11 protein-coding genes are annotated in these 13,150 nt (G+C 44.2%); 3 read left to right on the plus strand and 8 right to left on the minus strand.

Features of this window, described 5'->3' with window-relative positions; all coding sequences use genetic code 11:
* Window positions 1-104 precede the first annotated feature (104 nt).
* Together argE and PPIS_RS12575 are read left to right on the plus strand one after the other, a co-directional pair.
* Complete coding sequence (argE, locus tag PPIS_RS12570) at window positions 105-1,253, plus strand: acetylornithine deacetylase (protein ID WP_010374255.1); 1,149 nt, start codon at window positions 105-107, stop codon at window positions 1,251-1,253.
* A 221-nt stretch (window positions 1,254-1,474) separates the two neighbouring features.
* Window positions 1,475-2,452, plus strand: coding sequence for a heme-binding protein (locus PPIS_RS12575; protein WP_010374257.1), 978 nt, complete (start codon window positions 1,475-1,477; stop codon window positions 2,450-2,452).
* Between the two features lie 45 nt (window positions 2,453-2,497).
* Here PPIS_RS12575 and PPIS_RS12580 read toward each other — a convergent pair whose 3' ends face one another.
* Window positions 2,498-4,921 carry a zinc-dependent metalloprotease gene (locus tag PPIS_RS12580; RefSeq protein WP_010374258.1) on the minus strand — a complete coding sequence of 808 codons (2,424 nt, stop codon included), beginning with the start codon at window positions 4,919-4,921 and terminating at the stop codon, window positions 2,498-2,500.
* A gap of 154 nt (window positions 4,922-5,075) precedes the next feature.
* On the opposite strand from PPIS_RS12580, the gene PPIS_RS12585 reads away from it, so the two are divergent.
* Window positions 5,076-6,044, plus strand: coding sequence for a class 1 fructose-bisphosphatase (locus PPIS_RS12585; protein WP_010374260.1), 969 nt, complete (start codon window positions 5,076-5,078; stop codon window positions 6,042-6,044).
* A gap of 79 nt (window positions 6,045-6,123) precedes the next feature.
* Here PPIS_RS12585 and PPIS_RS12590 read toward each other — a convergent pair whose 3' ends face one another.
* From PPIS_RS12590 to PPIS_RS12620, 7 genes are all read right to left on the minus strand, one after another.
* On the minus strand, window positions 6,124-6,951 hold the full coding sequence (locus tag PPIS_RS12590) for a sulfurtransferase (protein WP_010374262.1): 828 nt from the start codon (window positions 6,949-6,951) through the stop codon (window positions 6,124-6,126).
* Window positions 6,952-6,955: 4 nt separating this feature from the next.
* Window positions 6,956-7,357: an FAD synthase family protein gene (locus PPIS_RS12595; RefSeq protein ID WP_010374264.1), complete on the minus strand. Its 402-nt coding sequence runs from the start codon at window positions 7,355-7,357 to the stop codon at window positions 6,956-6,958.
* A gap of 248 nt (window positions 7,358-7,605) precedes the next feature.
* Window positions 7,606-8,025 carry a group I truncated hemoglobin gene (locus PPIS_RS12600; protein ID WP_010374265.1) on the minus strand — a complete coding sequence of 140 codons (420 nt, stop codon included), beginning with the start codon at window positions 8,023-8,025 and terminating at the stop codon, window positions 7,606-7,608.
* Window positions 8,026-8,853 carry a DUF3034 family protein gene (locus PPIS_RS12605; RefSeq protein ID WP_010374267.1) on the minus strand — a complete coding sequence of 276 codons (828 nt, stop codon included), beginning with the start codon at window positions 8,851-8,853 and terminating at the stop codon, window positions 8,026-8,028.
* Complete coding sequence (locus tag PPIS_RS12610; RefSeq protein WP_010374269.1) at window positions 8,840-11,176, minus strand: putative bifunctional diguanylate cyclase/phosphodiesterase; 2,337 nt, start codon at window positions 11,174-11,176, stop codon at window positions 8,840-8,842. Before PPIS_RS12610 ends, PPIS_RS12605 begins: the two co-directional genes overlap by 14 nt.
* Window positions 11,173-11,805, minus strand: a complete 633-nt coding sequence (locus PPIS_RS12615; protein ID WP_010374271.1) for a methylamine utilization protein — start codon at window positions 11,803-11,805, stop codon at window positions 11,173-11,175. The genes PPIS_RS12610 and PPIS_RS12615 overlap by 4 nt, the downstream gene beginning before the upstream one ends.
* Window positions 11,806-11,922: 117 nt before the next feature.
* Window positions 11,923-13,023: a phosphoribosylaminoimidazolesuccinocarboxamide synthase gene (locus PPIS_RS12620; RefSeq protein WP_010374273.1), complete on the minus strand. Its 1,101-nt coding sequence runs from the start codon at window positions 13,021-13,023 to the stop codon at window positions 11,923-11,925.
* Window positions 13,024-13,150: the final 127 nt, after the last annotated feature.

The raw sequence follows: 13,150 nt of genomic DNA on the forward strand, positions 1-13,150 counted from the left end.
TGCTGTTCCAAAATATATTTATGCTAAAAAAGTGAATTGATATTCACTCTAAACATCTTTATATTTTTATGCAAGAACTTTGAATAAGTATTTTAGGAATTTTTATGAAATTGCCCGCTTTTATGGAAATGTATCAGCAACTGATCGCCGCGCCATCTATCAGTGCATTAGAAGAAAGTCTCAACATGAGCAATCAGAATGTGATCCATCTACTCGCGCAGTGGTGCGAAACGTTAGGGTTTATCGTTGAAGTAACAGAGCTTGAACATGCAAAAGGAAAATATAACCTAATTGCAAGACGAGGCAGTGGCGATGGTGGATTAATGTTGGCCGGCCACACGGATACCGTGCCATTCGACGATAGCCGCTGGCAATTTGATCCTTTTAAATTAAGCGAGCAAGATAATAAATTATATGGTCTTGGAAGTATTGATATGAAAGGCTTTTTTGCTTTCGTATTGAATGCAATCTCAGAGCTTGATGAATTACAGCAAAATGCTCCTATCATGATTTTAGCCACCGCCGATGAAGAAACCACTATGGCTGGAGCTCAGGAAATCGCAAAACATCCAAGCTTGAAGCCGGCGCGCTGTATTATTGGTGAACCCACCGATATGGTGCCAGTATTTACCCACAAAGGCCATATGACGACCGCCATCCGCATCGTTGGTCGCTCAGGTCATAGCTCAGATCCAGAGCGCGGCTTAAATGCCATTGAAATCATGCATCAGGTGATTGCAAATTTATTAAAGTTAAGAGAAGAATTAAAGAATAAATATTCAACGCCACATTTTGCTATCCCTTACCCAACTTTAAACCTTGGGCACATTCATGGTGGCGACAATGCCAACCGTATTTGTGGCTGTTGTGAACTACATATTGATATGCGCCCTTTGCCTGGTCTGAGCATCAAAGAATTACAAGCCATGCTCACGGCAGCTGTAGCACCCATCAATACACATTATCCGAATAGTGTCTCGGTTATAGATATGCACGAACCCATTCCGGCTTTTACCGGCTCAACGGATTCTGCTTTGGTGAAAATGGCTGAGCGCCTGTCAGGACAACAAGCAATTGCTGTAAACTATTGTACCGAAGCACCATTTCTACAGCAGCTAGGTTGCGAAACTATCGTTATGGGACCGGGTTCGATTAATCAAGCACACCAACCCAACGAGTTTTTAGCAATGGAAAAAATCCAGCCAAGTCAGGATATTATTAAGCAGCTAATAAGAGAAAGTTGCTTTGCTTAGCGGATTGGCGAGTTCATCACTTCACGCTCAGGCAATGAAATCGCTGTAATGATATGTAATTGCCATATTCACAGTCTGCACTATACCTAACTGCATTGCAGTGATGGTTGAAGATCCCGTCATCGCTGAGCGGTCATGACAGGGATCATAGTGCGGGCGCCAAATCAAAAGTAGCTAGAATTAGTCGAGGTGCTCGCAAGCAATTTAGCGAGGATATAACCGTGACTGAAACAACACCACCAGACCTATCGCAACCGTTACTTATTGATCCAGTCCAGAGCAGCCCAGCAGCTCCAACCACCAGCTTAGGTCCACTGCAACATTTGGTCGGCACTTGGACTAACCAACCCTTAGCCAACTCAGGATTGGGTGGCCCCGACAAACCATTTTCTTACTGCTTAATGCCACTACCTCAAGAAGCCAGCTATATTCTTAAAAATTTCTCCTATTATGAAGAGCTTACTTTCTCAGCCATCCATGGCACCGCACCAAATCGAGGAGGATTTGGTACCCAGGTCGCTAATACCTTATTTTACGAACAAAGAGTTTATTTTGCAGAAGGTCCAGCGAAAGATCAGCTAGTGCATGCGGAAAATGGTTCGTTGTTGTATTTATCAGATGCAAAGCAATTACTTGGCCCGTATGGCAATGGTGAAAATCCAGGGCTTGGCAATGAAACCGTACCAAACAGTGTGGCGCCAACTCAAACTTATGACTTTATAAAACAAATGTCAGTTCCCCATGGTAATTCCATTTTAGCCAGTGGGCATTTTCAATCAGGTACTGGTGTCCCGACGATCCCAATGCTAAGCCAAAGTGATATTTTACCTATGGGATTACCCCATGGGATCAGTACGGCTCAATACACCACCAAAAGTGTTGGTAACTTAAATCCTGACTTTACACTCAATCCAAATCAGCCTTTAAATAATGCCTTAGAAGTTTCTCCTCCCAAGAAGTTTATTCTACTTGAGGTCGATACCGCGCATTCAGGGATCCCAGTCACGAATATTGGCTTTGAACAACAACATGCAAAAGTTAGCCGCTACGCGATTAGCTATTGGCTTGAGTCACTTGACGGTAGTGATAACTTCACGCAGCTGCAGTATTCGCAAAATATCACAATGGAAATTCCGATCGCTGGTCAACTCGTAACTTTTCCTCACATTACGACCAATACTATGGTCAAGAAGGCATAAAAATAGGGGCGCTGCTGAGCCCCTATTTCCGAAGTGCACGTTTGATTAAATTGGTGAGCCTGGCGGCATTTCAAGCGCCTTAAAACTTTCAGGCCACTCTCCTGAATCTAAGTAGTGATTGATTTGCTGTGCAAGCATATGTTTAAACGCTTGCTCAAAAGCAACATCGCTAAATACCGACGACTGATTAAAGTCTTTCGCAACTTTTGCTAAATAAAACTTTAACTGCGCCTGCACTTCAGGTGCGACTTTATCGTTGTTACTCAGTTTTACAAGCTGAGTTGCACTTAGGTATTGCACTCGTTGCTGTAGCTTTTGAGCCATACCTTTGCTGCCTGACTGGGCAAATACCTGCTGATATAAAGCCTCTAAAAGTGCCTGTGTACCAAAATATTGAGTATCACGTGCATGCTGCTGTGCAAGGCGGTTTAATCGCTGTGGATTAAGCAGCAAGTCAAGGCTATGCTGTGCGGCGACTTCTGGTAATGCCATCGCATCTAGGGTTAGTCCAGTTCGACCTTTAATACTTTCGCGAGTTTTGTACTCACCGTAAGCCTTAGGAGGTATTAACGCCAAAATAGAGTCAGGGATAGTCAACGCCGCAGGTGACAGCGTACTCAAAAGCGCATTGGCCGCATTTTGCTGCACCTCTTTAGCCACAACTTTCGCCCCTTTTATTACCTCGTCACCGCGAACTTCATAGTCGTAATCCACGCCGCCAATCAATTTTACTGCGGCTTCAACCTGATAACGATGGAAAAGATACAGTGGTACCAGTTTCTCCTCTAGCTGCGACAGAGCAACTCCTTTTTGAATGCTGTGAATACCAAAGTTATTCAACGCCTGCTTGCGCACATCCAACACACGCAGTAATTCGGCAGCAGGATCCGCACCGTTATCCCAAAGGTGCGCCGTTGGGTGTGCTCCGCCCTGCGCTCTTGCATCAGAGTCAGAGATAAATTCAAGCCCCTGCGCCTTATTCTCAGCAAGAATAGCTGCAAGCTCAGTGGCTTCATCAGCACCACCGAAATCACTGTAACCATATTTAATCACTTGCGTATCCCACGCGCCCATACCTTTTGCGTAGCCCTTAGTGATATCCAGTTGGCCATTTTCAAATCCTACCAGCGGATGAGGATAGTCCATGACTGACGCGCGATCCTTTACCGACGCTGAGAAGTTGTGTGCAATGCCCAACGTGTGGCCAATTTCATGTGCACTCAACTGACGAATACGGTCTAGCGCCATAGCATGAAGTCGCTCAGTCACCTCATTACCCTCAACAAATGGCGCAGAAAGTGCTTCGGCAATAAGAATATCTTGACGGACACGCAACGAACCTAGCGTCACGTGACCTTTTAAAATTTCACCGCTACGTGGGTCTATTACCGACGCGCCGTATGACCACCCTCGAGTAGCACGATGCACCCATTGGATCACGTTATAGCGAATATCCATAGGATCGGCATTTTCAGGAAGTACTTTGACTTGAAACGCATTTTTGTAGCCTGCAGCTTCAAATGCTTGGTCCCACCATTTAGCACCATCAAGTAATGCAGTTTTGACAGGCTCAGGTACACCAGGATCAAGATAGTAAATAATTGGCTCTACGGCCTCCGAGACTTGTGCAGTTGGGTCTTTTTTCTGTAAACGGTGGCGTGGGATATAACGCACAAACATTGACTGTCCAAGCGGCGCTGAGTAGTCCTTATGCTCGATACTCCAATAACCCGATTGCGGATGAAATGCACGTGGCTGGTAGTTATCGTCAGGCAACTCAATTAAAGAATGGTGCTGATGTACCGTAAGCGCATAAGGATCTGCACTCACCTGGCGTACATATTCACCTGGCTTTGTCCCTTTGAATGTCAACACAGCTTCAAGTTCTGTGTTTTTAACAAATGCCTTTGAACGCGACATAAACACAGCGCTGCGGCTTGAGTCTAAGCTAAAACTACCTTGATTACGATTTGCCAACGTATGAGAAACACCATGCACATCGCTGAGTAGATAAGGCGTGTAATCAATCAACACACTGTCTTTATCTTCTGCGACCACGTTGAACCCGTGTAGAATGCTTGAAGCAAAAGCCTCTTTAACACTTTGCTTTTCGGCCTTATTATTCGCACTTGCGCGATAATAAGTGTTGATAGCACGCAGCATGACCTTATCACCAAAACGTTCAAACTGAACTAAGTGCGTACCGCCTAGCTGACCGCGGTCTAAACCGATATCATTCGAACCTACACCATAAGGTAAACTATGCTGTAACAAGAAAGGGGCGTCTAGTTTGTCGATGTCTAAGTACAATTTGCCGCTCGAATCATCGCTATAGAAGGCGTAAAAACCGGGATGATGATTAAAACTGGCAGTAAATTCGTCAATAGACTTAATTGCTGCGTGTGCTTGGGTTATCATACACAGTAGCAAAGCGGATACAGTTTGAGTGAAGCACGTTATTTTTCTCATGGCTGCTCTTTGTTATTTATGGTTTTGAGGCTTAACCCCAGTTGTATATGAAATCGTATACAATTTACAGTCTTTCAAGACGAATTACAGCGCTGTTTATGGCACCTCTCACACTATTTATTGCCATAAACACAAGGTGATCAGGATTTAAAAAATGCGTAGACTCCCTCCGGTGTTAATTGAAGATGGTTGTTCTCGTGAGTTGGTTTCTTTAATCAGAACCATTCTCGCGGCATGTAAAGAAATATCGTTCCGTGTTGGCCAAGGTGCACTTTCAGGTGTATTAGGCTCAACCTTAGATGAGAACATTCAAGGTGAAACGCAAAAGAAGCTCGATGTACTTTCAAATCAACTATTGAAAGATATTTTGCTTGAATCTGGCTATGTCAAAGCCATCGCTTCTGAAGAAGAAGATTACACCGTCGCCGGCAATCCAAAAGCGAACTATATTGTCGCTTTCGATCCGTTGGATGGTTCATCCAATACCGACATTAATTCACTAGTCGGTACTATTTTCTCTATTATGGAAGCGCCTGAAGGTTCAGACCCTAGCGATCCTGCGATCTTTATGCAGCCAGGTCATAAACAAGTTGCAGCGGGCTATGTGTTATATGGCCCATCAACCATGTTAGCGCTATCAACAGGCAAAGGAACTCGCTTGTTTACTCTGGACAAAACTCACGGTAGCTTCCTACTCACACAAGACTTTGCTGCCATTCCTGAAGACACCAAAGAGTTTGCCATTAACGCTTCAAACCAACGCCACTGGACCCCAGCAATGCAAAACTACATTGCCGATCTACTTGAAGGTGAAACCGGACCGCGTGGTAAAAACTTCAATATGCGCTGGATAGCGGCAATGGTTGGCGATGTTCACCGCGTATTATGCCGTGGCGGACTATTCACTTATCCAGAAGATCGTAAAGATCCAAACAAGCCATTTAAACTTCGCCTACTTTACGAAGCCAATCCAATGGCGATGCTTATCGAGCAAGCTGGCGGTATTGCCCACACAGGTCGTGAACGAATTTTGGATATTCAACCTGAAGAAATACACCAACGAGTCGGTGTTATCTTAGGTTCAAAGCACGAAGTTGAAGCGTGCCTTGCTTATCATAAGTGATCTATTTTGAAGCGAGGAAATAGCTCGCTTCGCAAATGAAAAAGGTGCCGTTGGCACCTTTTTCATATTAAATAGTGGATTAATTTGTTTCAACGGGCACATCGGGATCAGCGCCCCATTCACTCCACGAGCCGTCATATACCGTCAAATCTTTATAACCTAGCTCGTCAGCCACCAGCACTAAAATACAAGCTGTAACACCTGAGCCACAAGAGAATATCAGAGGCTTAGTTTTGTCCTTTGATAAGTCGCTATACAGCACTTCAAGCTGAGTGAGTGGTTTAAAGCAACCATCGGCATTTAACAAACTCGTGTATGGCAGGTTTTTACTTTTAGGCACATGACCGCTGCGCATATCTGCACGAGGTTCTTGCTCTTCACCAGTAAAGCGCTTTGCACCTCTAGCATCGAATAGGCAACTCAGTTCAGCGTCAATATTACTAAGCACAGCCGCTTTATCAACAAATGCTGTTTCATCATATGCAGCGACAAAGTTTCCTGCTTGTTGGACTTGCGCGTACGCTTGACTCAAAGGGTATTGTTTTTCACACCAAGCAGGTAATCCGCCGTCCAGTACATACACTTGTTTATGACCCATCATTTTGAGCATATACCAAGCTCTGGCAGCGCTAAACATGCCCTTATCATCGTAAGCGACTAACACATCATGTTGGTTGATACCAAGCTGTCGCATTTCTGCTTGAAATTGAGCTGGACTGCAGCACATATTGGGTGATGTAGCATGGGGATTAGCTAGCGCACCGCTAATATCAAAACGCAGCGCGCCTTGAATGATTGCAGGGGCGTTATAAGGGCCTGACAGCCCCGGTTTCACAATGCCAGCATCCAATACTTTCACTTTGCCAAGATTTGCAAAGAGCCATTCCCTATCGACCACATGCTTCATGCTATTACTTTCCTTCGGGTCTGCGTACGACCTCTATTATTTCCGTTGTTGAAATTGATGGGGTGCGCTCCAAGTAAACCACATCACAGATATCTTTATATATATCGAACTTGTCTTTCCAATCATCACCCATCACCAGAATATCGGCATCAAAGTCTTTGATATATTGCGCTTTTAGCTCCAGAGATTCTTCCACAAACACCTCATCTACAAATCGCAATGAGCTAATGATTTTTAGGCGATCTGCTATTGAGTATATTGGATTTCTACCTTTTTTCGAAAAGTTAAGTTCATCCGATGAGATCCCCACAATGAGATAATCACCCAGAGCTTTCGCACGCTCTAAAATATTGACATGACCAACGTGGAATACATCAAAGGTTCCAAATGTGATAACTTTTTTCAACTTGGCTCTCTTTCTAATCAGCACGGTTTGAGCTGTAACCCACTATGGCATTTATTTGTTGCTAAAACCGTGACGAACTTTACGACAATTTGGCTATTAGATTACAGAATTAAGCATCAAAATTCAGCTTATACTTTACTCTTTTGGATTAAGAACAGTAATTCCAATAAACAACACAATTTATCTGCAAGGACAAGTTTACTAACAAAATACAAACAAACCTCTCTGCAAGCTTTTTGCTATCGAGCCTACAGCTTGATCACTTCACTTCGCATCGGTGCTAGGCGGGCCAGAACTTGATTTTGTACAGAGTGAGCAATCCCAACCTCATTCATTGCGTTGATCAAGAGATCAACCACTCGATTAAAGTCAGACTCACTAATAGCCATGCCGGTGTGGATCTGCACCATGCTATCACCTTCATAATCACAAGGGCCATCTAAGGTATCGCACAGATGAGTGATAAACCCTTCACGAAAATGCCTAACATTGGACTCTCTAAAATACGGTAAAATAACGTCATCATTGCCAATCTGTTTAATAAACGCATCTACTAGCTTTTCTGCGCCGGCGTTGCCCCCTATTTGCTCATATAGGGAGGCTTGTGGAGTTGAAGCACTACACGCCACGAGGAAAAGCAAGATTGCCGTTAGTGATAGCCATTTCATTTAAAAGTACCCCGTAACAGATAGATACCAACCCGTTTGAGAAGGCTGCCCTGCGATTTTGCCAAGGTCTAGCCATGCCGCCGTCACACTCACTGACTTATTCGGGATCCAAGCGACAAAAACATCTTTCCAATCTGATTCACCAAGTCCAAGGTTGTTGGATTTTTGGCGATATTCTGCACCGACAGCCCAATGCCTAGATAAAAACACTGCACTGCTAGCTTCTAGTTGCCAAGGCGCACTGTCGTTAGCTCCACCATAACCTAGTATGCCAAGTTGATTAGCCCGAGAATGTCTCATCGTAATATTCCAGAACCAGTTATAACCGCCTACAGCGCCCAAATGCAGTTTGCTTGCAGCAAAGTAATAATCCGTTCCTGAGTCGTCTTCAGCGCCGAGCAAATTGGCAACCGTAGCATCATCCAGAGACTTATGTTGAATACCAAAGCTCAATTGTGGATATTTACTGTAGACGATATCGCCATATAGCCGCACCTTGGCACCGACAATATCTTGCTCAATATCAAGATTAAGCGCATCCACATCGAAGTTTTGTCGAGCGAAACTTAACTCTACGCGGTTGAATAAGTTGGCTTGAACGCCACACACATCGAGCTGGTAGTCTTTCAGGCTAGCTCGGCTACAAAACCCGCTCGCCGCCCATTCATCTTCCGAAGCATATCCTGCAAGCTGCGCCCACGGCACAATGCCACCACCAGCACTACCCTCAACCTGTGACACCCCGGGAGTCGCTAGTAACTTTCCTGTTGCGGCGTAAGTTGGTCCGCACACTATTAAACACACGGTAAAAACATTAGCCCACTTCATTATACCTCCCCAACCACAGGTCAAAGTCTGCGGCTTTGAGTGGCTTACTTAGATAGTAACCTTGTGCATAATCACACTGCATTGACTCAAGTAGCACAAGCGATGCTTTGTCTTCAACGCCTTCCGCGACCACGCTAAAACCAAGTTGGTGACCAAGCGTGATGGTGGAGCGCACAATAAACTGGTCTTTTTCCGATTGAGCGAGCTTTAAAATAAATACCTTGTCGAGCTTCAGCTCATCAATAGGCAACATTTTTAATCGACCAAGGGAAGTTTGACCCACACCATAATCATCAAGCGAGACCTGCACGCCAAGCTGTTTGAGCGCTTGAAGAACCGCAATGCCTTTTTCCTCATTCTCAATCATGTCTCGCTCAGTAAGCTCTATGGTGATCAACTCAGGTTTGACGTTATGTGTATCTAGTAGCGTCTTAAGATGAGACAAGAAGTTTTTATCTGCGATGTCTTGTGCCGATACATTAATGGCAGCCTTGATACGTTCACCTTGGCGTACCCAATTAGCAACTTGTGACACCACAGTCTTTACTACCCACTGAGTTAACTCAACAATCAAACCTGATTGCTCGGCAAGATCGATAAATAGTTCGGGCGACACCCATTCACCATTTTTACGTTGCCAACGAATAAGAGACTCAACCTTATCAATACGATTGGTTTTCATATTTAGCTTTGGTTGATAGGTCATAAAAAGCTGACCATCATCGTTGGCAATAGCGTGTTTTAGTTCATCAATAATTTGCAGACGCTCTAGATGGGCTTCATCTTCACCTGATTGGTAGTAGTAAACATCATGACCATCGTGCGCTGCAGTATCAACTGCGATCAAAGCCCGGCGAACGACATCCTCGGGAGTATGTGCCTGTTTGGGGTAATGCACTACGCCGATACTAAAGTGAAGCGAAATATCTAATCCCTGCACAGTGTAAGGCTTACTCAGGCCTTGATTTAGCATCTCAGCACATTCAACAATACCAAGCACAGCACTTTGCGGATCGGCACACGCACTCGCTGGATGTGCAACTAAAAACTCATCACCACCAAGCCTAACATTCAATCCGCCTTCTGCTGTATTGATCTCCGCTATCCGTTTCGCCACGGCTTTAATGCAATCATCTCCTACCCGAGGGCCGAGCTTGTCATTGATATGGCGTAATCCCTTTATGTCTATGGCAATAAAGTAATACTCTGCACCACTGCTGAGCATACTATGTAGTTTATCCAAAGCCGCATTACGATTAAAAAATCCAGTTAAATGGTCATGACTGGCTTGAAAGCGGATCTGCTCTTCACGCTGTTGAATGTCTTCGCCCATATCATTAAAAGCGTCAACGAGCTGGCAAATTTCTTGGGTAGGTCGAGCCTCTTCTAGCTTGGCTGAGTAATCCCCTTTAGCAAAGCGTTTTGCCAACTCAGTAAGCTTACTAAGCGGTGTCGTAAGATTCTTGGCAACAATACCACTGGTGATAAAACCAATAAGGATAGTACCTAGGGAGAGTAAAATAATGGTCAACACCATTTTATCGAATTCTTGATACTGAGTAGTTAAATCCGCACTGAGTACCAAACTCACCGGGTTACTTGCAAGAGAAGGTAAACTCACCTCTGCACTTTCATATACCGGATATTGGTTAAGCCACCGTGTCGTTTTTTGCGCCGCTAAGAAAGTAAATAAATCACCACCAAGTGCAAGAGTAGTCAGCGAACTTGCTTTTAGGTTATCAGCGGCACCAACAAAGCTCGTTTCCATTCCTGTCAGCTCTTTGAGCTCTAGCGCCACAGCAGATCCAACCTCAAAGCCAATAATTGAGTATGCAATCGTTCTAGGTGCTCGCACAGGCAAAATAATCACTTGATACAACTGCTCACTAAGCACCACAAAAGCTGAGTGGTCGGTATGGCTTTGCAACGCTTGCATCCAAGTTCTGGTATCGCTCGGGAAGTCGAGTCCTTCTCTGTTTGCGGAGATCAGGTCGCCTTTCACATCCAGCAGCAGCATTAAGTCGGCATCAATACGGCGAGAGTGATTAAGCAACACACTACTGATGGTTTGTGCGTCTCTTGTCGCGACCGCCTGTTTAAAGCCAAAGTCAGCGGTCAGTACAGTCGCCGCGGTAACCAATAGCTGCTCTCGCGCTTTTAAATATTGTTGATAAACATTTTGTGCCACTTGAATTTTTCTTTGCACTTGCGCTTCATTGAATTTACTTGTGGACCACCAAAAACTTGCCAAGCTCATCCCCGCCGTGACAAGGATAAGCAAAATACAGAGACTAATTATTTTATTTTTAAAGCTGTTATTCATTCATGTTGTCCAAAGCGCTCGCCAAAGGTATTACGCGGCGCTGGATAAGTTGTTTTTATTGTTACGGACATTGGCGCCGTTGTGTTCACTATTTGCACGGTTTGCCGACTATCTATGTCATTATCTTGATAAGGATGCCATACCGTTACTTGTTTCGTAGAATTCGGCAAAGTTACTAATCCATTCGCATCAGATACCAATACTTGCTTGTCATCTGCAATGTAAATATAGCCCACCATAGAGTCGTGAATGTTACAACCTAACACCACTACACCAGCGTTTTCAAACTTAAGCGGTTGATTTGGCGTGCCAGCGTATAGCTTTAGCTCAAAAGGTTTTACCGCAGAAAACGAATAAACGTGATGACGGATATCATCGCTATTGGGAAAATTAACCAATTGTCCTTTTTGGATGGTCAGAATGAAAGGAACAAACTGTTTATTGATTTGATCCATAACCGCCACTGCTTTTGCTGCTGACTCGACAGGCTCGTCCGTCAATTCAACAACGGCATGCTGCAAGGGCTTGCCGCTGCCATCTAGCACTGTTAATTGCCCGGCATTTGCGCAGTTTGAATCTAAAAGGAATAAAAAACAAAAACTTAGTAGGAGTAGAACAGACGTTCGCATATCTGACTCTATTTTTTTGCAACAATTAGGTTAAGTAAAAGAGACCTTGCAATGAAAAGCAAGTGAATTGAGGAAATTGCCCTAATAAACTTGTCTATCAGGGCAATTGAAAAATAATTAATCTATTAAACCGTACTGCTTATCAAGAATATCAATAACTTCTTGGCGAGGATCAGCAGGGATCGTTAGTTCACGACCAACGATTTTACTTGCGATCCCAACGTAAGTTTCGCTTACCGACATCATCACAGCTTCTGGCAAAAGATAATCGCGAGCAAGCGCTTCTCGCTCAGGCATGCGATCTTTATTAAGCAGCACATCGCTATCTGGTACATTGTTTATCAATAGCTGGCGGAAACCTTCTTTTGAGTTTTCAACGATCTTACTATCGCGATAAGCAGGGCCATCCCAAATACGTGACGAGTCAGGCGTACCCACTTCATCAATGTAAATTAGGCGCTCTTGGCCGTCTTTATCTTCAACGTAACCAAACTCAAATTTAGTATCAACAAAGATCTGATCAAGCTTCTCAAGCTCTTTACTGATCAGGGCAAAGCCCTCGGTTAGCAACTGCTCGTACTTATCCACATCTGCCGCAGATTTAAAGTTGAACGCTGCAAGGTTATCTTCGATGTTTTTACGAGAGATGTTTACGTCATCCACTTCTGGTACGTCTGCTAAACCTTTGATGATCCCTTTGGTTGATGGTGTGATTAAGACATTATCTAGTTTTTGATTGGCCTCTAAACCTTCTGGTAATTGCAAGCCACAAAACTCCCTTACGCCCTTTGCGTAATCGCGCCACATACTGCCGGTAATATATTGACGCGCAATCGCTTCAACTCTTACCGTACTGGCTTTACGCACAATCCAAACATAAGGATGTGGAATATCAACAATGTGATTACCTGCAAGGCCAGCTTTATCAAAAAGTGAAAACCAATGTGAAGCAACGCTGTTAAGCGCAATGCCCTTACCCGGTACACCGTTAAGACCATTTTCACCTTGCCAAATACAATCAAACGCTGAAATACGGTCTGAAATCACCATAATTGCCAGCTCTGTACCAACCGGGACTTGATAGCCTTTTTCTTCAATTAAACGTGCACTGTCGGCGTCGGTTAACCAATAAACTGAACGTACTTTACCACTGTGAACCGCACCTTTAGTGCGAATTGGAAGATCGTCATTAACGTCTAAAACTTTGTAGCTACTCATTGTTACTCCAATGACAGGATGCGCCTTGCTAAAGGGCACAAAATAATGAGGGGGTTAGGGTCGCTATAATAGTCGAGCTGAACAAAAATCACAATTTAACTTACACGCTTGTTGTTGAGCTTAACTT

Origin of the sequence: Pseudoalteromonas piscicida, from assembly GCF_000238315.3 — a bacterium.
GTDB classification, from domain to species: domain Bacteria; phylum Pseudomonadota; class Gammaproteobacteria; order Enterobacterales; family Alteromonadaceae; genus Pseudoalteromonas; species Pseudoalteromonas piscicida.

What these genes read in the sequence shown, in the direction of transcription:
- argE (WP_010374255.1), top strand. Translation starts at nt 105, where the DNA reads ATGAAATTGCCCGCTTTTATGGAAATGTATCAGCAACTGATCGCCGCG.
- PPIS_RS12580 (WP_010374258.1), bottom strand. Translation starts at nt 4,921, where the DNA reads ATGAGAAAAATAACGTGCTTCACTCAAACTGTATCCGCTTTGCTACTG.
- PPIS_RS12585 (WP_010374260.1), top strand. Translation starts at nt 5,076, where the DNA reads ATGCGTAGACTCCCTCCGGTGTTAATTGAAGATGGTTGTTCTCGTGAG.
- PPIS_RS12590 (WP_010374262.1), bottom strand. Translation starts at nt 6,951, where the DNA reads ATGAAGCATGTGGTCGATAGGGAATGGCTCTTTGCAAATCTTGGCAAA.
- PPIS_RS12600 (WP_010374265.1), bottom strand. Translation starts at nt 8,025, where the DNA reads ATGAAATGGCTATCACTAACGGCAATCTTGCTTTTCCTCGTGGCGTGT.
- PPIS_RS12605 (WP_010374267.1), bottom strand. Translation starts at nt 8,853, where the DNA reads ATGAAGTGGGCTAATGTTTTTACCGTGTGTTTAATAGTGTGCGGACCA.
- PPIS_RS12610 (WP_010374269.1), bottom strand. Translation starts at nt 11,176, where the DNA reads ATGAATAACAGCTTTAAAAATAAAATAATTAGTCTCTGTATTTTGCTT.
- PPIS_RS12615 (WP_010374271.1), bottom strand. Translation starts at nt 11,805, where the DNA reads ATGCGAACGTCTGTTCTACTCCTACTAAGTTTTTGTTTTTTATTCCTT.
- PPIS_RS12620 (WP_010374273.1), bottom strand. Translation starts at nt 13,023, where the DNA reads ATGAGTAGCTACAAAGTTTTAGACGTTAATGACGATCTTCCAATTCGC.